Raw genomic sequence first — 22850 nt, forward strand, 5'->3', positions numbered from 1 at the left:
TAAATTAACAATATTCTATAGCCCGTCCAAATTATGATCCGTTTTACGTTGTTGATATTTATTGCACTATATTCATTGCTTGTTTTGGCTCAGGAAGAGTTGTCAGCAAGCTTTAATGGAGTATTTCACTTGCCAAAAACATGGGATGCAATCAATTTGCAAATTAATAAGACTGGCACTTTCAGATGGCGTTTGAATGGCTGCGATTATAATAACGGTGGCAATGGAACTTGGAAAACAGTCGAAGACATGTTAATTCTTGAACCCAGAGAAAGTTATAAGTTAAATTGGATAGGAAAAAACCTTAGCTTTGACGTAAAAGAGGTTCGATTATCAACACGTAATAACGATGAAATACATGCTGAAATAATTACTTTTAAAGAGTCAGAAAAAACCTTAGTTGATGATCCGCAAATCTGGAAGCGTGGTAGAGTTTGTGCCCAATGTGGTGGGTTTATCGGGCCTACAGCACCTCCAAAATTTTGTACTGAGGATAATTAAACTCACTATTCAAGAGTGAGGATGTACTGGCAATCTCAGCTTTTCAGCATTCCGCTATTTTTAGATTTTCAAACTGCCACCCTCGAATCGACCACGAAACTCACCCACTCGCAGCCCAAATCTTATCCATAATCGCACGCCTTGAGCCATGGCCAAGCAATCAGAGGCTGGCTGATACGACGGTAATCCAGGTTGAAATCGTTGGCCGTTATGTCGGCTTGGCGTGGAGTGGAAAGTTAGATAAAAGAGGTGGGCAGTGCAAGATGCGACTTGAGGTTAATGCCTTGGGTCTTTTTTGTTTTGTGGTGAGGTAAACTATAGTTTTGCTGACTGTAATAATTAAATTTGAGCACATGAAAAACATTCAGGTCATCGATGGCGCGGACAACTGCGTGTACGACATTTTTGCGGCGACAGACGAGGAATTCTGGCTTATCTTTCCCCCAAACCAAGACATAGCCTTTATTAATGAGGTCATGGCACGAGGGCCGGTTGAGAAGCTTGATGCTGCGTTCTCAGAAATTTGGAAGCGTCGTGTGCGAAAACCTGAGGCGATGGGCATCCATGGCGTCCTCTTCTACGAACTTGATCACAAGAAGCAGTACTACACTACTCGCCGCGATGAGGAAGCAGTAAATCCCAATGGCTCAAAGATCCGGTAAGCGTTCTAATAAGATCCTCCAGCTAATGGATTCAGTGCCGTTGAGCTTTGATGTTAAGGCCAATTCCGGCCCCTTAGCTCATGCTGGATTAGAGCCTGACTAATAACCCGTTGGTGCTTTGTTCGACTCACAGAGGGACCACCATTTATAGAGAGACTCAAGGTTGACGCCTTGGGTCTTTTTTGTTTTGTGGTGAGGTAAACTTGTTGCTTATGTTTAAGTATCAATGAAAAGAACAAATGAAGCGATCTAGATCTAATAAGGTCCCTGTGTGGAAGCAAAGCATTGGTTGGTTCATTGCACTTTATTTCCTCTTAACTTTATTTATACCTATGTTGATTCAGGTGGTGATTGGTATTCTTCCATTTATGCACAGCCTCAATATTGGATCGAGATTTTTAATTTCATTGATAAACATGCTGTTTATTTGTAGTGTTTTATTTTTTTTATCTATCAATCGTTCATCTGAAAAAAACACTAATTATCGCGATCGAATTGCTATTACATTGGGAGCTATCTTTTTCTCCTTCATGATTGCATGGGATAGCCCAATTTTTTTAGGAATGTTTACGAAAGTGTTGCCTAGCTCTCACTTTGAGGAGCAGGTGGTGATCAAAAAAACAAACTTCTACAAATCTCATAATGTGTCTTTGGAGCTAGAAGATGTAGAAACTAAGCAGTCATATTATTTGGTTTTAACTTCTAGACTGTTCAATTATCGACATCTAAAGGTAGGCGATAAGATTAAGCTAGATGGCAATCAAACGATTATTGGTCCTTATGTAACCTCTTTTGAAGTGCTTGGAAGTCAACGAGATTGATCTACCCGCAGCCCCCCAACCTTGCCGATAGTCGCACGTCTTGAGCCATAGCCAAATAACCAGGGGCTGGCTGATACGACGGTAATCCCGGTTGGTAATCGTTGGCCGTTATGTTGGCTTGGATGTTCGAGATTAGGTGCTTAACCAAAAAAGCTGGCTCTTACGATGCCAGCTTTTTATTTTGGTTTTTCTATAATGCTTTAACTTGCGTTGATTAACTTAGATCAGAAGTTATATCTTGCCGTAGCAATAGCCGTACGTTCATAGCCCCAAGTGCAACCGCTATAACCGCAAATGGTGTATTGCTTATCGAACAAGTTATTAATATTAAGAGCGAAGCGCCATTGGTTTTTGGTGTAATTAATTGCAGCATCAAATACTGTATATGACTCACTCTCATAGGTCACCCCACCCCACGGGTCTCCTCCGTTGCTATGCCCCACATAGCGCACACCGCCGCCAATCCCAAGCCCTGATAATGCTCCTGACGAGAGTCTATAATCAAGCCAGGATGATACGGATTTCTTTGGGACATAGATGGGGCTATCGCCTTTATTACCTAGACCAATATTATTTCCAGTTTTTGTAATCTCAACATCCTGTAAGGTGAATGCTGTAATCAGATTGAGGTCTTGCAGTAGATTAGTTTTGACTTCGAACTCCATGCCGCGCGAACGAATTTCACCAGCCTGGAGCGCATCAAAGGTGACGGAATTGTAGACAACCACATTTTTCTGAGTTAGCTCATATAACGAGAATGTGTAAGAGTCATTGCGACCTGGAGGAATATATCGAAGGCCAATTTCGTTAAGTTTACCCGTAGTCGGTTTCAGAGATCTACCAGCAGCATCTATGCCAATAGATGGATTGAAAGAAGTTGCATGTGTGATGTACGGTGCAAAACCACTATCAAATACATAGGCAAGGCCAGCACGATAAGTGAATTTATCATCATTCTGATCATGCTTAGTGCCTGTCAGTTTGTTCTTGGTATCAATGCCAGCTAAATCCTTGCGGCCACTCAAAGTGAGTACCAAATGGTCGTCAAATTTGACCTGGTCCTGTAAATAAAGGCCTACCTGACGAATGGACTGATAGTTTTTACTTGTATAAGCCGGATTGGAAAAGTGCAATCCGTATACAGGATTGATTGGATCGAGCAAGTCATCAGCAGTGGCTGGTGCGGCATCACCACTGCGGTTCGTGTAAGATGATCTCTGGAAATCAACACCAGCAAGTGCGGTATGTTTGATTGAGCCTGTGTCAAATTTGATTTGTGCCTGGTTATCCAAAGCAACGCCATTTAGCTGTTCATCAATAATACTTCTGGAGCGTGCTATCAAGTTACCAACCATGGCATCTGCTCCCATGCGCTTATATTGGAAATCAACATTGCTGACGCGTAAATTCTGGCGCACAGTGAAGTAATCGCTAAAAATATGTTCGAATAGATAACCGTAATTTATCTGTGTACGTTCGTTCTTGTCATAAGTGTAATCACCAAGCATGGTGTGAGTTGATGAGGTTGCTGTGCCTACAGTAAAAGGAACTCCGGTTTTCGCGTGCAAATAGTCCAACTGCAATGTCAGAGTAGTTTTGTCGGTTGGTTTTAGTGTAATGGATGGCGCAAATACCTCACGGTCATCTTTGCTTCTATGATTATTGTTGTATTTATATTGGGACTCGCTGTCGCGAACTAAACCTATCACTCTATAAAGTACAGTGTTGTCATCATTCACTGGGCCACCTACGTCGATGGAACCTTGATAGCGATTGAAATTACCTGCCTGCAGTTCAATTTGTCGTAATGGGGAGTCAGTGGGCTTTTTTGTGATCTTGTTTATGACCCCCGCAGGTTCACTTTGACCATAAAGTACAGACGATGGCCCTTTGAGTACTTCAATGCGATCTGTTGTTGAAATGTCGGTAGAGACACGTGACCACAAACCGTTGGTTTCACGTAGACCATCTCGATACATCCCAGTCGTAGAAGCATCAAAGCCTCGAATCGTACCAATATCATACCCAGGCCGGATATCAGCGCCATAGTTTTCGCTGATGACTCCAGACATGTAACGTAGAGCATCTCCATCGCGTTGCACATTTCGCATATCCAATTCATCACGGGTAATGATTGAAATGGCTTGGGGTGTTTCAAGAATTGAAGCGTCAGTTTTTGTTGCTGTGGTAGCACGTTTGGCGACGTAGCCTTTTATCGGTGTTGCAGCGGTTTCCTCAGCTTTGTCTTTAACCGCGGACACATTTACTTCTGGAAGCGTTTCGACCTTCCTGTCTACTGCCTTAATGATGGCATATCCACCCGCGTTTTTTTGAAGCGTGAGGCCAGAGCCTGTAAGCATAATTTCTAAGGCTTGTTCTATGCTGTAATTCCCCTTGACCGGAGGAGCTCTCAGCGTATTTGTCATTTCAGTGGAGAATGCAATACTTTGACCTGTTTGTTTGGCTAATGAATAAATAGCTTGATCAAGCGGTTGAGCTGGAATATCAAGATTGGTTGTCGCAGCATGCGCAAACATACTGCATGACAATATTGCTGCAATTGAAAAACGAATAAGCTGATTGCGCTTGTGCGGTAGAAGCGTGTTATCTAATTTCATATTTCCCTCAAAGATAATTAGCGCTTAAGTAAATGCGCTACATATCTATAAACGATTCATCTAAATGAAATTAGCACGTCTATTTGAATTATTTCTTTGAAATTCTTATTTCGCCATCTGCAAGACGATTAACTTTAATGGCAAATATTGAAGGTAAACTGTCTAAAAGAGTCTCAATTTTGTTGATGTCGTAGATCCCCGTAATTCTTACATTTTGAATATGCTCATCCAGGATAATGGGTTCTTTCCGATATCGTTGTATTTGTGAAATCACTTCTTTTAATGGCGTGCCATTGAACATAATCTTGCCGGATTGCCACGCTGTAATCATTTCCAGGTCTGCTTGATATGGGGCACTAGCAACATCTCCTGTCACCTGAATTGAACGACCAGTGATTAGTCTTTGTTTAGCTTCTCCCATACGAAACTCAACTTCGCCCTTCGTCACAGTAGTAACGAACGAGTTGTTCCATTTTGTAATGTTAAACACTGTACCAATATCCAGGATACTTGCGCGATCAACATTTACTATGAATGGCCGAATCTCATGCTTGACCGTGAATGATGCTTCGCCTTTAACAAGTAATACCTCTCTAGACCTGAGTCTATTGGATGAGATCAAACTGGAGTTAGCATTTAAAAGAACAGCACTGCCGTCTTTCAGGGTGATATTCAAGCGTTCTGAATAGTTGGTTGAAAAACTTTCAGACCCAATTTCCGGGTTAATGCCCCAAATGGCCAGCAATGTACAAGCTAGAGCAACTGTACCTTTGAGGGTATTCTTACGGTGGGCAGACTTTTCTCGAAGCAGATTAGCTTCGGCAATGAGTTCTGATTTTGTTGGATAGTGATTTTTCCCGGCAGAAAGGTAAGTCATTTCTGTATGGGTTGCAGATGATGGCTCTGGTTTTTCTGAGGGTTGGGGAGTGTGATTCACAATGTAATTCTTAAAGAAATACAGCGCCTTGTTAGGCAAGGGTTGATGGATTCTAAAGACCTAATTGTTTTCTGGCAATGGTAATGCTGTCCATTGCCTTATTGAAGTGGCGTGAAACCATATTAGGAGAAATCCCCATTTCGGTTGCAATTTCCTTATGTGGCATTTCGTGCAACTGATGCATCAGGAAAACCAGCCTTTGTTTCTGGGGAAGATTATCGATGATGCGTTTGAATTGTTCAATTTTTTGTTTGAGCTCTAATGCCGCTGCACCATCGTGATAATGCGCTTCTGAATCGGGTTCTACAGTTGCAGCATATTCTTCGCATACTTTAATGTACTTTCGCTTATCAAGTGCTTGGTTGAAGCTGGCTTTACGTAAATAAGATAATGGGAATTCAATTTCAGTTGAAATGGGGTTTTCCATTAAATGAATGCAAACATCTTGGACAACATCGTTAGCAAATTGATAGTTTCCAAAATAGCGATGTATATATTTAACTAGTCCGTCGTAATGGAGGACGAACGATGAAAGTAGCTTAGTTTGTGCGGGGTGTGTCTGCAAGATGGAGGTCTTAGAAACGCATTCAATAGTTTTTGGAGTATATTGATAATAATTCCCATTTGCAATAAATTCAAAATACCTTCTGCTTTGAGTCGCGACTAACCAGTCAGTGACTAGCTGATACGACGGTAATCTCGGTGGCAATCGTTGGCCGCTATGTTGGCTTGGCGTGGTAATTAGGAGTTTTCCAGGCGGGAGTGACAAGCGTTGATAATCAGGTTCGATTGTTAGGTGGGCAGTACATTATGAGACTTGAGGCTAACGCCTTGGGTCTTTTTTGTTTGGGGTGGGGTAAACTAGCTCTCAAGTTAAACTACTGTTGAGCTTTTATGAATATAGGCCTTCAAAAAGCAGATTCACGTTTGCTCCATGAACCATTTGCACTACAGCTCCGTGAAAGTGGTCCACAAATTGCACTTTCGTGGTTGATTGAAGTGCTTTACAGTCAGTCTCCTGGTTTGCGTTCATCCAACTCCTATTTAGTCGCATACACAGGATGTACAGAAGCTATTGACTGGCTTGAAGCCACAGTAAATTCACCTGTTTCTACACATTGGGGAGAAGGGGCTGCTTTGTTAGGAACACCTTGGTCACGAATAAAGCTTTGGTTGTCTTCTGATGGAGCCAAACAACTAATGGCTCTTGATACTTTGATTGCTTATAGAGCACCAGCACCAAATATGTCTCCCTTAGCGCAGATAGCCGCTGCTACATTACCTGATGCCCCTTCCATAATAGAGTACGAAATGGTTCTGAAGTCTCTTATTACAGAAACTAGTTCATTTCGATTAAGAAAGTCTGTGGAGAATGCTCTGGCTTATGCTGATGAAATTCTTTCGCGCCAAAATCGTGGTGTGGTAGTTGCTGATCTACCTTTATTGTTTCTTCAGCCTGAACTATTTGCCAACGCATCTGGAGTTTTAAGAAAACATGAAGTGGTTATGTCAGGTATGCGGCAATCAATCCAAAATCTGCTCAAGAGTTTCAAGCTGAAAGGATGATAATCAACTTCGATTGCTAGGAGAATAGAACATCATGAGACTTGAGGTTAACGCCTTAGGTCTTTTTGTTTTATGGTAAGGTAAGTTGTAATTGCTTGAAGATTGTCTTGAACTCACTAATTTAAAAAATTCATGTATCAATGGAATAAAAAATGATTAGTTATACTGAAGATATCGTCGAAATTCTTAATGGCCATTTTTCAAGTGGTGAAGAGTATGTCGACTCAATTTTACTAGCTACTTATGTGTTGAATATTAATTTTTCTAACTTCAATATTCAGTGTACAGAGCGAATGTTTGCCACAATAGGCGGGACGGTTTACGAGTGGAATGAATTTCCAAACTCAAGTCCGTGGGGATTGCTTGTTAGACAAATACCGAACAAAGCTAAGCTAAACTCTCCATATTCTCTGAATATTACGTTTGATAGTGGTGATTCAGTCGATATTGAAACAGTTGAGGGTCAATATGAATCGGTTATATTTAACTTTCCACCTATTGGGGAATCTCATGTTATGGAAATATTCTAGTTCTGTGTTCGACTCACAGAGAGGTCGCCATTTATAGAGAGACTCAAGGTTAACGCCTTGGGTCTTTTTTGTTTTGTAGTGAGGTAAACTAACTAGATATTTTTATTAGCTTTAAGAGTGAGCATGAGCGAAGACGTAAAACTATTAAGCGAGCCAACTAACTTTGCTGTCGTCCAACTCAGAGACAGAAAATATCCGGGCGTTGTGTTTCAAGGGGATAGCCTAAGCTCAATGCTGCAGCGAGTCGAGCGAATGAATAAATTACTGCATGAAGAAGATGTTAGCGAGCTAAGGGCTGAAATCGAAGAGATGCAGGAGCATTTATTTGAGATTCTGGTGCATTATGAAGCAATCTGCAAAAGCAATAATATTGGGTTGCCCTACAGTAAAAAATAACTTGAGTTATTAATTAGCTAGCCTCCTCGCTACCACCAGATAGTCTACCCTATGTGGATGCTTGCAATATAATTCTGTTTGTTAGGCGCCAAAGAAATGTATTTATGTCTGAGTATATAAATTTAATCATCAGAATATTGTATTGGACAGGGGTTCTTGTAATAGTCAGAGTTATATGGGTTATTTATTTGCTGTTAAAAGTCTTCCCGGTAATTGGATTGTTGTTAGCAAGCTTTCTCGGATGGGTGTTCTTGTTTGAGTAAATAATAGTGCAAAGATATCTGCTCCCCCATTCCAATTGTGCGTGTGCCGTGTTCGGCTTACAAGAGTGGTTTATAAAGAGACTTAAGGTCAACGCTTTAGGTTTTTTTTGTTTTTGTGGTTCGCAACAGGGAGAGGTTAAATGTCATTCCCGCTATTAAGCTCGCTTTCAGAGAGCAGGCCATGCTCAACCTCTAACCCAATTTCTTCTTCAAGCGCCTGCTCTATGCCTAGGTGATATTTTTTAGTTTTTTTCTTGTCTGCATGCGTGTTTGCCTCTTGATCAGAAGGGTTGTTGACGTTGGTTTGTAATTTATCTGCCATCGTGGCTTCCTTTCTATTATTCGCGTTGCAGTAAGATCGTAATCAGTAGCGTACTGTCCGAAAGAGCTTTAACTGTATGGCTGGCACCCGCACTCAAATAAACCAGAGTATTTGCTTTCAGAATTCTGATTTGTCCTGCCAGATTCAATTCAACCTCACCTTCATACACTGAATAGTGACAGCACCGGCTGCTGTATGCTCTGGTGTGGTTTTGCCTGCGTTTAAAATAAACCTGAAAACCTCAATATGGCTTTCGCGTATTAAGGTTTCCGATTTGGCAGACTCAAATTTGGCGCCATCAGGACTAATGTTGATCACTTCACCTGGCGCGTAGTGTTGAATGCTCATATGGAAACCCTTCTGCTCAATTGTAATTAAACAGTACTTATATGATGGTGCGGCTTCCTATCCAAAAGACTCAGTGTAACTTGGCTTGCAATGGATAAGGCCCCAATAATGAAGACAACATCCCCAAAGGTTCTTACCCATCTTAGGGTTTGCAATAATGGTTGTTGCATGAACTCCTCACTACGTGCGTACCAGAGGCCTTCGTTAAAGCTGGCTTGGAATTGCATAAAACCAATCGGCAAGAGGCTGGTAAATATCATTAACAATAATCCGATATTGAGCGCCCAAAAGCCTGTTCTCATTAGCTTTTCGTTAAAGATTACGTGCGGGCGGATATATCGTAACACTAGCAGGCAGAAGCCGATAGCAAGGAAGCCATATACACCAAACAGTGCAGCATGAGCGTGTACCGCTGTCGTGTTGAGCCCTTGAATGTAATATAGAGAAATAGGTGGATTGATTAGAAAACCAAATACGCCTGCGCCCAGCATATTCCAGAAAGCGACCGCTGCAAAGCAACATAAAGGCCAACGTAAGTTCTCAAGCCATATTGCTCGTTTATGCAAGTGCCAGTGATGCCACGCTTCATGACCGAGCACAAGTAAAGGAACAACTTCTAGCGCACTGAAACTGGCGCCGATTGCCATAACTGGCGTAGTCGTTCCAGAGAAATAAAGGTGATGGAACGTACCCGGAATGCCACCAACCATAAACAACGATGCTGATGCCAAGCTAGTGGTTGTTGCAACAGACCTAGATACCAGGCCAAGTGACATAAAAATGTAGGCCAACGCTGCAGTGGCAAATACCTCGAAAATACCTTCCACCCACAGGTGCACAACCCACCAACGCCAGTATTCCATCACCGAGAGATTGCTATGTTCACCATAGAACAGGCCACTGCCATAAAATAAACCAATCGCAATCACCGAAGCGGTCAATAATGCCAGTAGATTTTTATCGCTATCTTTTGCCTTAAGCGCGGGGATCATGCAGCGAAGCATTAAACCTAGCCACAATAACAGGCCAACAAATAATGCAATCTGCCAGAAACGGCCAAGGTCTATATATTCATAGCCCTGATGCCCAAACCAGAAATTAAATGCAGTTGGTATTAGGTGAGCGATCGCTGAATATTGGCCAAGGAAAGAACCTGTGACCACAATCAGTAAAGCGATAAACAGAATATTCACCCCTAGTTTTTGATATGCAGGATCTTTGCCGCCATTAATGATCGGTGCCAAAAATAATCCAGCGGCCAGAAAGCCGGTGGCGATCCAGAATAAAGCACTCTGGATGTGCCAGGTACGGGTGAGTGAATAGGGAAACCATTGTGATACGTCAACGCCATAAAACTCTTGGCCTTCTACCGTGTAATGTGCAGTAAACCCACCAATAAACACTTGGAATATCAGCAAGGCAACCACAATAAACAGGTATTTTCCTAGGGCTTGCTGCGAGGGTGTTAATGCGAAACTGGTAATAGGATCAAGCTTGCCTGCTTTGGGAGGTACATCATCTTCTTTGCGTAATGCTGTCCAGCCTAAAATTAGCAGCCCTATGCCAGCCAACAAAAATACAATACTGCCCATGGACCAAAGGATATTCTCGCTGCTCGGTTTGTTGGCGATCAAGGGCTCATGAGGCCAGTTATTGGTGTATGTTACCGCTCCCTCGGCACGCTCGGTTGCTGCTGCCCACGATGTCCAGAAAAAGAAATATGCCATCTTTTTCCTGGCCTTCGCATCGGGCAATGTATTGTCTTTCATGGCATATGCGATACGGGTTTTCTTAAGCTCTGGTGCATCAGAAAACAATGCTCCGTAATATGCGGCGGTTTGTTGCACCGCTTTAGCGCGACGTGGTGTCAGTGACAAGATGCCTTGGTCATCCAGTCGATTGCTGCGATATTCTTGCTTGAGCATCTCACGCAGGCCTGCTTGTTTAACAGGATCCAGCATGTCATAACTTGAACTATAGGTTTCCTGAGCTGCTAAATTCAGCCAAGCGATCAATTCACGATGTAACCAATCGGCAGTCCAGTCTGGCGCTTGGTAAGCGCCATGTCCCCATATTGAGCCCATTTGCATTCCACCAATTGATTGCCAGTGTGATTGCCCCGTCAGAATGTCAGCTTCTTTAAATTCAAGTTGATGGTCATTGCTCATCACGCTCTTGGGAATCGGTGGTGCTGAACGATAAACCTCGGCGCCCATATAGCCCAGAATAGTAAATGTAACTATGAGTACTGCAATGAGGATGAGCCAAAACTTTTTATATATACCCATGAAACGCTCTCTTTCTTATATGGAGGCTGCTGTACAAAATAAATACAATTTGCACAGTGCATTATTAATGTGACCGTGACGATGATGCAAGTCTAGACTATAAAATATGTCCCTCTTTGAGCTTGCGATAGATCAATAAATGGATTCTTAAAAAAACAATATTTAGATGTTTGATAGTCCTCCAGCGCTCTCGAATAGCTGGACAGTATCGGGACCGTAAGGTCGACGAGTCGAGCCTCTGGAAATTACTTATTCGGAGCCCTCAACCCTGCCTATAGTCGCTCGTCTTGAGCTATAGGCAAGTAATCAGGGGCTAGCTGATACGGCGGTAATCCCGGTGGCAGTTGTTGGCCGTTATGTTGACTGGGTGTGGGGGTTATCCATACAAAGGGGTTGGCGATAGATAAAGAAAAAGCCCAACACTCGGAGGAATGCCAGGCTTTAATCATCGGTTTCCTCGGGAAAGGATGGATGTTTATTCAATATAAGTACTCGTAATCCAGCTGTCAAAGAAGACCTGACACTCCCATTAATATTAGGAAGAAATCCCATATGCGGTTGGGATCTGATCCTTCATTATTCTGTTCAGGGCATGGTTTGCCACTAGGACCGTTTGAAATGAGGTGACTTATTTTGAGCGGGGTAAAACATTCCCTAGCCGATGTGTGTTGGCCTGTGCATGAAGCAATTATTAGCATTGTAAAACCAAAAGCTATTTTGGTCTTTGGTAATAGCAATCCTTCACCATTCTTATATTTACACAATAAATACCAAGGTCAAATTGAATATTGCGAATCTGGTCACGGTGACTGGCAGATAAAAGCATTCAAGACGAGTATTGATGGGCGAGAGGTTGATATTATTGGATTTCCACATTTCAGTTATTACTCGCCTTCAGGGAAAGAAAAAGTAATGCAATGGGTAAGTCAAAGATTGCTGGCTAAGTACTCGTTTCACAGCCCAAACCCTGCCCATAGACACACACTTTGAGCAATAGGCAGGCAATCAGGGGGGCGACGTAATCTCGGTGGCAATTGTTGGCCGTGATGTTGGCTTGTTGTGAAAGCGAGCATGGAGTCGGTCGCAAGAGTCGTCATGTATGTCTGGAAATAGCCCATAATTACTATTGATGAGATAAGGTCGTGGTGATAATCTGCGAAAACTAAAAAATTCTTTAATGTTTACAAGGCTACTATGAGCATGAAATCAGTATTTATTGCGGGCTTGCTATCTTTTGCAGCAAACTCTGCCTTTGCCGCCACAACTGAGTACGCAGACTTCTCAAGTTGGTCTGATGATGTTGCTGGGATTATTACGACTGAAACTTACAACGAGTATGACTTTACTGGCGGTGGTACTAATAATGTCTTTTATGGCAGTGGTACGACGCTAGGGGGGATCACTTACAAGCTTGATAATGATGGTCAATTGTACGGTGTCAATAAAAACTTAGATTACGATGCGGCTTATCACAAATCAAATTACCTTGAGTGGCAATCGGGCATCCCAACCAACACTTTGACCATTACTTTGGCCTCTTACACTAATGCTGTCGGGTTTAATTTTGGGCAGTTTTATGGCGATGCGGAAACCTTTACGGTAAAGCTGGGCAATGGTGACACTTTCACGCTGCTTGGTAGTACGACCTATTCATTTTTTGGTGCAATCTCCACTGCAGCTTTCAACACGGTTTCTATTACCGGGCTACCTTATCCAACGCTGGATAATTTATCTGTAGCTCCTGCTGTGGCTGCACCTGTACCTGAGCCTGAAACTTACGGTATGTTGTTGGCTGGTTTATTCTTGGCAGGACTTTCGGTACGCCGTAATCGCCAGTAATTTGAATCACCCAGTTAAGAAGCCGACTTTATGGTCGGCTTTTTTGTTGATGCTTCCATCCTCATATCTCTGGTGCCTGGCGATTTAAAATTTAAAGCTCAGTGTTGTGTGATCTGTAGCAGAAAAAGTAAATGCGCCGAGTTATTTTTCAAGCGCTTGTTCGTATGCGATTAAGCTCAAGGCCCGTGCCCGCACTAACTGCATGCCTAGGTTGGTGCCGGACAACTGATGAATCGTGCCTTGTTGTGATGAAACAATCTCACTGATCACCTTGCCTTCAGCATCTCTGTATTTAAGCCATTGTTGTTGGGCTTTGCGCAGCGCAGCTTGTTGAGAGGGGCTCAATTTTTTCATCAAGCGTTTATACACAATGTTCATCTCTGCATCCCACTTTATGCGCGCTTGATTGGTAATATTGCGCATGTCTGCAGTAGAGTTCACGGTCTCTTCGGCCATTTTCTCTTCATACCATGCGTCAATGGCGTGTTGCGTTGGTTCGATTGCCATGTCTGCAAAGGCAGATACTGAAAAAATGCTAATCCATACGATGAGTAAGCGTTTTAATAAATGCATATGTACCTGGCTGATAGTCTGTTGAAGTAACTGTGTATCTAAATCTACAGCGATTTATGATTATTTCTGGCCAGAGCGCTCTTTTTCATAGTCTTCATATGTTTTGGTATTCAGCCGCTCTAAGCATGGCTCAACTTCGCCTGGGGGCTGGCTGCGGCAGTTGTTTTTTGCGCCTTCTTTCACGCCTTCGTACCAGGCTTTATTGGTGCAGGCAGTCATAGTGACGCTTAAAACAATAAGCAGGATAAGCATTAAGGATGATGTTGTTTTCATGGTTAGTCGCTTTCGGCGTTGGCTGCCCAATTGATATTGAGTCCAGAATATTGTGGGCTAATAGTTCAAACAAGTATAACAACTAGGCATCCGTTTTATAACCTGGTGTGAAATAATGCCTGGTCTGCTACGCTAGCCCACATTCTTTCTGCTCTGACTTCATGAAGCCTGACCACACCGCCTCTACCTTGCACCCGCGTAACCTGCATCGCGCGGGTTATGATTTTGCTGTGCTGGTGCAAGCATATCCGCCTCTGGCCAGTTTTGTGCGGCCTAATGCTTACGGCGATGCGTCGATCGATTTTGCCAACCCGCAAGCGGTGAAGGCGCTGAATCAGGCTTTGCTCAAACAGTATTACGGCGTCGCTGAGTGGGATATTCCAAAGCATTACTTATGTCCGCCTATCCCGGGGCGGGCGGATTATGTGCATTATCTGGCGGATTTATTGGCAGAAAGCCATCCAGATTTAAACCCCGAACAAGTACGCCTGTTGGATATCGGCACGGGTGCCAATCTGGTTTATCCGCTGATTGCGGCGCATGCTTATCATTGGGAATGTCTAGGCGTGGATATTGATGCCAAAGCCTTGCGTAATGCGCAGCAGATTGTTGAGGAAAATGGCTTGCAGCAACAGATCGCTTTGCGTCAGCAGCCTAACCCTGCATCAATCTTCAAGGGAGTGATTTTGCCGGGCGAGCAATTTACCGTTACGTTATGTAATCCACCTTTTCATGCGTCAGCCGCAGAAGCACAGGCGGGGTCGCAGCGCAAATGGCGCGGGTTGGGCAAGCGGCCTCCGCAGGCACTGAATTTTGGCGGGCAATCGAATGAGCTGGTATGTGAGGGTGGTGAGGCGGCATTTTTAAGCATCATGATTAGCGAGAGCAAACAATTCTCCAAGCAGTGTGTGTGGTTCACCACGCTGGTTTCTAAAGCCAGCAATTTGCCGCTGATCTACCGTGAGCTGAAGAAAGTGCAGGCAGTGACGGTGAAAACGGTGGAGATGGCGCAGGGCCAGAAACAAAGCCGATTTGTGGCGTGGACGTTTCAGCCTATGCCTGCTAAAAAGCGCATTTAATCAGCAGCTTGCCATTTACCCTTAGGTGGCTTAGGCGTTGTGAGGGATAATAGCGCCCTTATCTTTTTTGCAGCATTTGGAGTTTCGCCATGGAAGTCAAAGTCAACTTTCTCGATAAGCTACGTCTTGAGGCCAAGTTTGATGACTTCACGGTGATTGCTGACCAGCCTATCCGCTATAAAGGCGATGGCTCGGCCCCTGGCCCGTTCGATTACTTTCTGGCTTCTTCTGCGTTGTGTGCAGCTTATTTTGTCAAACTGTATTGCAGCACACGCAATATTCCAACCGACAATATCCGCCTGTCGCACAACAATATCGTTGACCCCGAAGACCGCTACAAGCAGATTTTCAAAATCCAGATTGAGTTGCCGACCGATATTTCTGAAAAAGACCGTGTCGGTATTTTGCGTTCGATAGACCGCTGCACAGTGAAGAAAGTAGTGCAGGCTGGCCCCGATTTCATCATTGAAGAGGTCGCGAACCTGGATGCCGATGCGCAGGCTTTGCTCACCGTTAATCCGGGCACAGAGTCACAGACTTATATCACTGGCAAAGATTTACCGTTGGAGCAAACCATCGCCAATATGTCTGGCTTGCTGGCGAGCCTGGGCATCAAAATTGAGATTGCGTCGTGGCGCAATATTATTCCCAATGTATGGTCGTTGCATATCCGCGATGCGCATTCACCGATGTGTTTTACGAATGGCAAAGGATCGACCAAGGAAAGCGCGCTGGCGTCGGCTTTGGGCGAGTATATTGAGCGGCTGAGTAACAACCACTTTTATGCTGGATCTTACTGGGGTGAAGAGATTGCCAATGCTCCATTTGTGCATTACCCGAACGAGCGCTGGTTTAAGCCTGGCCGCAAGGATGCCCTGCCGAAAGAAATTCTGGACGACTATTGCCTGGAGATTTATAACCCGGATGGCGAGCTGCGTGGTTCACACCTGATAGATACCAATTCCGGCAATGCTGAGCGCGGCATCTGTTCATTGCCTTTTGTACGCCAGTCGGATGGCGAAACCGTGTATTTCCCAACCAATCTGGTGGAAAACCTGTTTGTCAGCAACGGCATGAGTGCGGGTAATACGCTGGTGGAGGCACAGGTGCAATGTTTATCCGAGATTTTTGAGCGTGCAGTCAAACGTGAAATCATTGAGGGTGAAATTGCCTTGCCAGATGTGCCGCAGGACGTGCTGGCGAAATACCCTGGTGTGGTCGCTGGCATTCAAGGGCTGGAAGAGCAGGGCTTTCCGGTGCTGGTGAAAGATGCGTCGCTGGGAGGTGAATATCCTGTGATGTGCGTTACCTTGATGAATCCGCGCACCGGCGGCGTGTTTGCTTCATTCGGTGCGCATCCCAAGCTGGAAGTGGCGCTCGAACGTAGCCTGACTGAGTTGCTGCAAGGCCGCAGCTTTGAAGGCCTGAATGATTTGCCGCAGCCGACCTTTGCCAGCGAAGCGGTGACAGAACCGAATAACTTTGTTGAACACTTTATTGATTCCAGTGGCGTGGTGTCGTGGCGCTTTTTCAGTGCCAAAGCGGATTATGAGTTTGTGGAGTGGGATTTTTCCGGCCAGGGCGAAAATGCTAATGCCGAAGAAGCCGCGACCATGTTTGGCATGCTGGCCGAGATGGGCAAAGAAACTTACGTAGCTGTGTATGACCAATTAGGCGCGACCGCTTGCCGCATCCTTGTGCCGGGGTATTCGGAAGTGTATCCGGTAGAAGATCTGGTCTGGGATAACACGAACAAGGCGCTGCTATTTCGCGAAGATATCCTCAACCTGCACACCTTGGACGATGACCGCCTGGAAGCCTTGCTGGAGCGCCTGGAAAATAATGAGCTGGATGATTACGGCGACATTGCTACCCTGATTGGCATTGAGTTTGACGAGAACACTGACTGGGGCCAGCTCACAGTAATGGAGCTGAAGCTGCTGATTCAGCTCGCTTTACAGCAGTTTGAAGAAGCCCATGACCTGGTGGGTGCCTTTTTGCAATATAACGACAACTCACTGGCGCGCGGATTGTTTTACCAGGCTTTGAATGTGGTACTGGAAGTATTGCTGGATGACGAACTAGCACTTGCCGATTACGAAACCAACTTCCGCCGCATGTTTGGTGATACACGCATGGATGCGGTGATCGGTTCAGTCGATGGCAGCGTGCGCTTTTATGGCCTGACGCCAACCAGTATGCAACTGGAAGGTCTGGACAGGCACCAGCGCCTGATCGACAGCTATAGAAAAATACATGCGGCACGGGCTAAAGTGGCAGCCGGGTGAGTGGTGGCAAATAGGCGTGAAAATCCAAATATATTCAATAGATTAGAAATAGTCGAATCACGCGTATAATAGCCATACCCTGCGCACTACCAATCAACGCAGCGGTTCTGAAATACCTCAAGTTGTTACCTCGTTAGTCCAGATTGGTGTTGCCGCAGGCAACAGACCAGCGCCTAATTAATTTATTGCATGGTGATGCCATGCAATTTCTATAAGTTGAATTACTTTGTCACAAGAAAATACCCCTGCAAACATCACGTTTGCTGATTTAAATTTATGCGCGCCGGTGTTGCGCGCGATTGCCGATGCCGGCTATACCTCACCAACGCCGATTCAGGCACAGGCGATTCCTTATGTGCTGCGTGGAGGCGATTTGCTCGCTGGTGCGCAAACTGGTACCGGCAAAACCGCCGGATTTACCTTGCCGATTCTGCACCGCTTGTCTGAAGCACCATTGGTGCAGGCGGCAAAGGGCAAGCCGCGTTGTTTGATCTTGTCACCGACACGTGAGTTGGCGGCGCAGATTGGTGAGTCTGTTACTACTTATGGCAAATATTTGCCGCTTAAAAGCATGGTGGTGTTTGGTGGCGTCAGCATCAATCCGCAAATCAACCGTTTAAGCAAACCACTGGATATCCTGGTGGCGACGCCTGGCCGTTTACTCGACCTGGTGCAGCAAAAAGCGCTCGATTTATCTGCCATTGAAATCCTGGTGTTGGATGAAGCCGACCGTATGCTGGACATGGGCTTTATCCACGACATTAAAAAAGTATTGGCCATGCTGCCTAAAAAACGCCAGAACCTGCTGTTCTCGGCCACTTTTTCTGATGACATCAAGCGTCTTGCGGATAGTTTGCTTAATACGCCAGACCTGGTGGAAGTGGCACGTCGCAATGCATCCAATGCACTGATTGAGCAGAGCGTGCACATGGTGCCGCAGGCGCACAAGCGCGAAATGGTCAGCTATTTGATCAAGCACCATCAGTGGCAACAAGTGCTGATTTTTACGCGTACCAAGCATGGCGCCAACCGACTGGCAGAAAAGCTGGTGAAAGATGGTATCCCGGCGATGGCGATTCATGGCAACAAAAGCCAGAATGCGCGTACAGCAGCGCTGGCACAGTTTAAAGCGGGCACCATCACGGCGCTGGTGGCGACGGATATTGCTGCGCGCGGACTGGATATTGACCAGTTGCCGCAAGTGGTGAATTTTGAATTGCCGAATGTACCTGAAGACTATGTGCACCGCATTGGCCGTACTGGCCGTGCCGGTGCCAGTGGCGCTGCTATTTCACTGGTAGACCGTGAAGAATTTGGCATGCTCAAGGATATTGAAAAGCTGATTAAGCGCGATATCCCGCGGGTGCCGGTAGAAGGTTTTGTCGCGCCTGAGAAAAACAGCGAAGAGCCTGACCGCCCACCACGTGGGCAGAACCAGGGCCGTCAACGCCAGGGGCAGTCTCAGAAACAAGGACAGCCACAGAAACAGGGTCAGGCTCAGAAGCCGTCACAACCCCGCCAAGGACAAAGCCAGCCGCAAGCGCAGGCCGGCGCCAATAAGCCTGGGCCAGGCAAGCCGAATCCGCACAAGTCCGGGCATGCGAATCCTGGCCAACGCAACGGTCATCAGACGCAACATCGCCAGGGCGGCAACAAGCCTCAAGGCGCGTTGTTTACGCCTAAGCCAGGTGCGAATTCGGCCAATAAAACACCGCCGAAAGCGCGCTAATGCATATTTGGGTGGATGCAGATGCTTGCCCGGTCGTGATTAAAGAAATCCTGTTCCGGGCGGCAACGCGTTCTCTTATCACCACCACCTTTGTCGCCAACAAATTGCTGCGGGTGCCACCATCGCCGTATTTGCGTGCGATGCAGGTCGATAAAGGCTTTGATGTGGCAGATAATGCCATTGTTGCTGCGCTGGTGGCGGGGGATTTGGTGATTACGGCGGATATCCCCTTGGCCGCGCAAGTCATAGACAAAGGCGGCCATGCGCTCAATCCGCGCGGTGAGTTTTATTCGACTGAAAATATCAAAGAGCGGTTGGCAATGCGCGACTTTATGGAGTCGTTACGCGCCAGTGGCGTAGAAACGCAAGGCCCAAGTGCAATGCAGTCCTCTGATCGCCATACCTTTGCATCACAGCTTGACCAGTTTCTGGCGCGCCAGAAGCGCAAGGGTGCAAGCGTAAACATCGATTCGAGCCAGCCTTAAATCGATAGCAGATAAGTCAGCAGGGCTTGCAGCAAGTGTAAACGGCTGGCAGAGATGCCAGCCGTTTTTATTGGCATCAGCGTGATGCTAAGTTACTGTTTTGTCACACATGTTAATCCTTGAAAATGGTCGGTGTGGGCTATTGGCGGCTGTTTTGTTTTTGCTAGAATGAACGCTGTAATAATAGATAATTCGCAAAAATATTATTGCGATAATCTAATTTAAAAGGATATGTAAATGCGCTTTTTTAAAACCTTAGTGCTTGCGATGACCATGCTGGTGTCAGTGTCCTCACAAGCGGCAGTTGAAAGTTATGGCACCTTGTTGTCTGGCAGTTACCAGCCGGCGACTGATTTTGCATCGCTTTCAGTCAGCGGCACAGGCAATGTGTACACTTTTACCTTAACCGCCTACGACCTGAATGCCTTGTTTACCAATAAAGCCTTTATTGGCTCAATTGCCGTCAAGGTATCGCCAGATGTGAAGGCAAACACAATTGCTGTGAGTGGTATTTCCGGCGGCGTGACCAACCTGGCAGCCAGCAATGGCGGCGGTCCTGGTGGCGATTGGGATTTCAGGTTTGTGCTTGGTCAAGGCGCTAACGACAGACTGTTGGCAAACGAGTCAGTCACCTGGACGGCAACATTTGCGTCTAATGTGAGCATTGATGACTATGCACTGCACGTGCAAGGATTGACCAAGGCGCAAGGTGACAGTGCCTGGTATCTGAATTCAGTCGTTACTACGCCTGTGCCTGAGCCTGCTTCATGGGCATTGTTGCTGGTAGGGTTGGGCGTTGCCAGCAGCATGCGTAAGCGTCGTGCGTAATCACGCTTAACGCTTAAGTTTTATCAACAAACGGCTTGCATTGATGCAGGCCGTTTTTGTTTGTGCGCGCTGGTCAAGGCAGCTTTAAGAGCAACTATTGTGCGCATCAAGCGCTACGTTTTGATTGTAATGAATTGAAAACCCCTTTGATTTAACTGGTTATTTTTAAGGGCTTGCATTAGCATGAGTTAAAACAGCGTATATAAAGCTGTCTGTAAGAATAAAAAGAAGAGGTCATCAGTTAATGAGTTTGCAGACTCGGATTGACGAGGCGTTATTTCACAGGCTGTTATCGGGAGCACGCATTCCTTTAATCGGGAGTGCGTTCGGTGGCCTGTTGATTGCGTTTTCGCAACTCGGCTCTGAAAAAAGTGATCTGTTCCTGCTCTGGTGCGGTATGGTCTATGCGGTGATTGTGTTCCGCGTATTTTGCCTGAAACGTTGTCACCAGATGCTGGCCAAGCATGGCTTTAATTATTCTTTGGCGTATAGATATTGCCTGACCCTGGCGCTCTCCGGGCTGGCATGGGGCGCGCTGGGCTTTCTGGTGAAAGATGCGCCGCCCATGACGGTGATTATCGTCATCACGGCCATTCAGGCGATGGTGATGGGTGGCGTGGTCACCATGGCGTCCTGTATCCCGGCTTTTTTTGCCTTTAGTTTACCGGCGATGTTGCCGACGGTGCTGGTGTTCTCGTTTAGTGAAAACTTGTCGAGCTTTATCATGGCCGTGTTTAGCGTGATTTTTTACTTGTTGATGATAGGCATCGCCTACCGTTTTAACCAGTCATTGCGGCAAGCCACACGCATCAGCTTCGAGAACGAAGATTTAATCGGTTCTTTAAAGGATGCTTATCACAAGATTTCTGCGCAGAATCAGGAGCTTAATCATGTGGCGCACCATGATACGCTCACCGGCTTGCCTAACCGAAAATTGTTGTCATTGCGCCTGCAGCAGGCGATAGAACTGGGGCGGGTGAAGAAAACTGGTACGGCGATCCTGTACCTGGACCTGGATGGTTTTAAAGCCGTGAACGACCAGTGGGGGCACGAGGCGGGCGACCTGGCCTTGATCGAAGTGTCGCAGCGCCTGAGCAAGGTGATCCGCGGTAGCGATACGCTGGCGCGCGTGGGGGGTGATGAGTTTGTGATCGTGCTGTCTGATTTGCCTGAACAGGGAAGGTCCTCGGTGGAAATGGTCGGTCAAAAATGCCTGATGGTGTTTGAACGGGATTTCCAGATTCAGGGCGTTGTTTGCCGTCTGGGAACGTCGATAGGCTTAACCGTGTGCAAAGACGGTCAGACCATAGATCAACTGCTGTCTGCAGCCGATAAGGCCATGTATCAGGCAAAGTTACTGGGTTGCGGGCAAATATCCTGGGCGGTTTAAGCCGTCGCGGGTTACATACAGCTTGAGGCGTAGAGGTGCCCAAGTCTGCCAGGATTGAAAATCTGTGTCGATTTTCAATTGCATAAATTAGCTTTTGCGATAAGAATTCATACTTTGATGATTGTCATGCGAGAGTAATCATGCGGCCGCAGTATAAGATTGTGATGGTGTATGTATTGGTGGGCGCCGCCTGGATATTCTTTTCCGACAAGGTCGTTGCGCAGCTGTTTACGGACCCGCGTGACCTGACCACGGTACAGGATATCAAAGGCTGGCTGTTTATTCTGGTCACGGCCGTGTTGTTGTTTTTTCTGGTGAAGCGTGCGCTCGCAGATGCTGCACAAGACCAGCAAAAACTGATTCACAGTTATGACCAGACCATTCGTGGCTGGGTGCAAGTGCTCGATTTACGACACAAGGAAACCAAAGACCACACTTATCGCGTCGCGGCCATGACGGTGGCGCTGGCCAGCAAAATGGGCGTCACTGACGAAGCCTCCCTGAAGCTGATTGAGCGCAGCGCCATTTTGCACGATATAGGCAAAATCGGCATTCCCGATGCGGTGTTAATCAAGCCCGGCCAGTTGGATGAGGAAGAAATGCAGCTGATGCGCACACATCCGCAGATTGCGCGCGACTTGCTGGCAAATATTGATTTTCTGCGCAACTGTATGGATATTCCCTATGGTCATCATGAGCGCTGGGATGGCCAGGGATATCCGCTCGGTTTACAAGGTGAGCAAATTCCATTTGCTGCGCGAATTTTTTCGATTGTTGATGTGTGGGATGCCTTGATGCACCCGAGGGTGTACAAGCCGGCCTGGCCGGAAGATAAAGTGCTGGACTATATTCGCAGTGAATCCAGTATCCGCTTCGATCCGGCCGCCGTGGATGCGTTTTTTGCCCATTATGATGTGATCAAGGACGCCGCCAGTGCGTCTTATAGTGAAAAATAGTTTGAGTGCAATGGCTTGGGTGAGGGGGAGGTAACCTGCTGGATGCCGGTATCAGGTAATTTGCCGGGCATTTATACAGGTATTTGGGGATTTGATTTTAATCGCATCCCTTACAGTAGTGGACGGGGGCTTAGGCTAAACATCCATGTCTGCACAAC

General features: G+C 46.0%; 23 protein-coding genes. 15 read left to right on the plus strand and 8 right to left on the minus strand.

The window, feature by feature from the left end; genetic code table 11:
• Positions 1 to 129 precede the first annotated feature (129 nt).
• The 3 genes from MET42_RS0103570 to MET42_RS0103580 all read left to right on the plus strand — a co-directional run bounded on the left by MET42_RS0103570 (position 130) and on the right by MET42_RS0103580 (position 1984).
• Positions 130 to 501, plus strand: a complete 372-nt coding sequence (locus MET42_RS0103570) for a hypothetical protein (RefSeq protein ID WP_232411274.1) — start codon at positions 130 to 132, stop codon at positions 499 to 501.
• Between the two features lie 353 nt (positions 502 to 854).
• Entirely contained in the window at positions 855 to 1163 is a 309-nt protein-coding gene (locus tag MET42_RS0103575) for a hypothetical protein (protein WP_019881412.1), read from the plus strand.
• Between the two features lie 269 nt (positions 1164 to 1432).
• Positions 1433 to 1984 (plus strand): hypothetical protein, encoded by a 552-nt coding sequence (locus MET42_RS0103580; protein WP_232411275.1) that lies wholly within the window; start codon positions 1433 to 1435, stop codon positions 1982 to 1984.
• A 224-nt stretch (positions 1985 to 2208) separates the two neighbouring features.
• Here MET42_RS0103580 and MET42_RS0103585 read toward each other — a convergent pair whose 3' ends face one another.
• The 3 genes from MET42_RS0103585 to MET42_RS0103595 all read right to left on the minus strand — a co-directional run bounded on the left by MET42_RS0103585 (position 2209) and on the right by MET42_RS0103595 (position 6308).
• Positions 2209 to 4602 (minus strand): TonB-dependent siderophore receptor, encoded by a 2394-nt coding sequence (locus MET42_RS0103585; protein WP_019881414.1) that lies wholly within the window; start codon positions 4600 to 4602, stop codon positions 2209 to 2211.
• Between the two features lie 88 nt (positions 4603 to 4690).
• Positions 4691 to 5539 (minus strand): FecR family protein, encoded by an 849-nt coding sequence (locus tag MET42_RS0103590; RefSeq protein WP_232411277.1) that lies wholly within the window; start codon positions 5537 to 5539, stop codon positions 4691 to 4693.
• Between the two features lie 52 nt (positions 5540 to 5591).
• Complete coding sequence (locus tag MET42_RS0103595; protein ID WP_369751513.1) at positions 5592 to 6308, minus strand: RNA polymerase sigma factor; 717 nt, start codon at positions 6306 to 6308, stop codon at positions 5592 to 5594.
• Positions 6309 to 6433: 125 nt separating this feature from the next.
• Between MET42_RS0103595 and MET42_RS14905 the strand changes: the two genes are divergently transcribed.
• The 3 genes from MET42_RS14905 to MET42_RS0103615 all read left to right on the plus strand — a co-directional run bounded on the left by MET42_RS14905 (position 6434) and on the right by MET42_RS0103615 (position 8031).
• Entirely contained in the window at positions 6434 to 7105 is a 672-nt protein-coding gene (locus tag MET42_RS14905) for a hypothetical protein (protein WP_232411278.1), read from the plus strand.
• A 152-nt stretch (positions 7106 to 7257) separates the two neighbouring features.
• On the plus strand, positions 7258 to 7635 hold the full coding sequence (locus MET42_RS0103610) for a hypothetical protein (RefSeq protein ID WP_019881419.1): 378 nt from the start codon (positions 7258 to 7260) through the stop codon (positions 7633 to 7635).
• Between the two features lie 123 nt (positions 7636 to 7758).
• Complete coding sequence (locus MET42_RS0103615; RefSeq protein WP_019881420.1) at positions 7759 to 8031, plus strand: hypothetical protein; 273 nt, start codon at positions 7759 to 7761, stop codon at positions 8029 to 8031.
• 399 nt (positions 8032 to 8430) lie between these two features.
• On the opposite strand, the gene MET42_RS0103625 is transcribed toward MET42_RS0103615, so the two are convergent.
• The 3 genes from MET42_RS0103625 to MET42_RS0103635 form a co-directional block, all read right to left on the minus strand.
• Complete coding sequence (locus tag MET42_RS0103625) at positions 8431 to 8616, minus strand: hypothetical protein (RefSeq protein WP_019881423.1); 186 nt, start codon at positions 8614 to 8616, stop codon at positions 8431 to 8433.
• Positions 8617 to 8760: 144 nt separating this feature from the next.
• Positions 8761 to 8964 carry a hypothetical protein gene (locus MET42_RS0103630; protein WP_019881424.1) on the minus strand — a complete coding sequence of 68 codons (204 nt, stop codon included), beginning with the start codon at positions 8962 to 8964 and terminating at the stop codon, positions 8761 to 8763.
• Between the two features lie 26 nt (positions 8965 to 8990).
• On the minus strand, positions 8991 to 11252 hold the full coding sequence (locus MET42_RS0103635; protein WP_019881425.1) for a nitric-oxide reductase large subunit: 2262 nt from the start codon (positions 11250 to 11252) through the stop codon (positions 8991 to 8993).
• A gap of 633 nt (positions 11253 to 11885) precedes the next feature.
• Between MET42_RS0103635 and MET42_RS14765 the strand changes: the two genes are divergently transcribed.
• A complete protein-coding gene (locus MET42_RS14765) occupies positions 11886 to 12242 on the plus strand; it encodes a hypothetical protein (protein ID WP_157380503.1) in 357 nt (118 codons plus the stop codon).
• Between the two features lie 210 nt (positions 12243 to 12452).
• Entirely contained in the window at positions 12453 to 13091 is a 639-nt protein-coding gene (locus MET42_RS0103640; protein WP_019881427.1) for a PEP-CTERM sorting domain-containing protein, read from the plus strand.
• Between the two features lie 141 nt (positions 13092 to 13232).
• Here MET42_RS0103640 and MET42_RS0103645 read toward each other — a convergent pair whose 3' ends face one another.
• The gene (locus tag MET42_RS0103645) at positions 13233 to 13664 is read right to left on the minus strand and encodes a lysozyme inhibitor LprI family protein (protein ID WP_019881428.1); all 432 of its coding nucleotides are present in this window, start codon (positions 13662 to 13664) and stop codon (positions 13233 to 13235) included.
• Between the two features lie 60 nt (positions 13665 to 13724).
• Positions 13725 to 13937, minus strand: a complete 213-nt coding sequence (locus tag MET42_RS14320) for a hypothetical protein (protein ID WP_157380504.1) — start codon at positions 13935 to 13937, stop codon at positions 13725 to 13727.
• Positions 13938 to 14098: 161 nt separating this feature from the next.
• Between MET42_RS14320 and rlmF the strand changes: the two genes are divergently transcribed.
• The 7 genes from rlmF (at position 14099) to MET42_RS0103690 (ending at position 22692) form a co-directional block, all read left to right on the plus strand.
• Positions 14099 to 15016: a 23S rRNA (adenine(1618)-N(6))-methyltransferase RlmF gene (gene rlmF, locus MET42_RS0103655; protein ID WP_019881430.1), complete on the plus strand. Its 918-nt coding sequence runs from the start codon at positions 14099 to 14101 to the stop codon at positions 15014 to 15016.
• An 89-nt stretch (positions 15017 to 15105) separates the two neighbouring features.
• Positions 15106 to 17304 (plus strand): OsmC domain/YcaO domain-containing protein, encoded by a 2199-nt coding sequence (locus tag MET42_RS0103660; RefSeq protein WP_019881431.1) that lies wholly within the window; start codon positions 15106 to 15108, stop codon positions 17302 to 17304.
• A gap of 226 nt (positions 17305 to 17530) precedes the next feature.
• Entirely contained in the window at positions 17531 to 19033 is a 1503-nt protein-coding gene (locus tag MET42_RS0103665) for a DEAD/DEAH box helicase (RefSeq protein ID WP_019881432.1), read from the plus strand.
• Positions 19033 to 19518, plus strand: coding sequence for a YaiI/YqxD family protein (locus MET42_RS0103670; RefSeq protein WP_019881433.1), 486 nt, complete (start codon positions 19033 to 19035; stop codon positions 19516 to 19518). The genes MET42_RS0103665 and MET42_RS0103670 overlap by 1 nt, the downstream gene beginning before the upstream one ends.
• Positions 19519 to 19755: 237 nt before the next feature.
• On the plus strand, positions 19756 to 20346 hold the full coding sequence (locus MET42_RS0103680; protein ID WP_019881435.1) for a PEP-CTERM sorting domain-containing protein: 591 nt from the start codon (positions 19756 to 19758) through the stop codon (positions 20344 to 20346).
• Between the two features lie 244 nt (positions 20347 to 20590).
• Positions 20591 to 21736, plus strand: a complete 1146-nt coding sequence (locus MET42_RS0103685) for a GGDEF domain-containing protein (RefSeq protein WP_019881436.1) — start codon at positions 20591 to 20593, stop codon at positions 21734 to 21736.
• A 140-nt stretch (positions 21737 to 21876) separates the two neighbouring features.
• On the plus strand, positions 21877 to 22692 hold the full coding sequence (locus MET42_RS0103690; protein ID WP_019881437.1) for an HD-GYP domain-containing protein: 816 nt from the start codon (positions 21877 to 21879) through the stop codon (positions 22690 to 22692).
• The last annotated feature ends 158 nt before the right edge of the window (positions 22693 to 22850 follow it).

Source organism: Methylophilus sp. 42 (assembly GCF_000384155.1).
In the GTDB taxonomy this organism is placed as follows: domain Bacteria; phylum Pseudomonadota; class Gammaproteobacteria; order Burkholderiales; family Methylophilaceae; genus Methylophilus.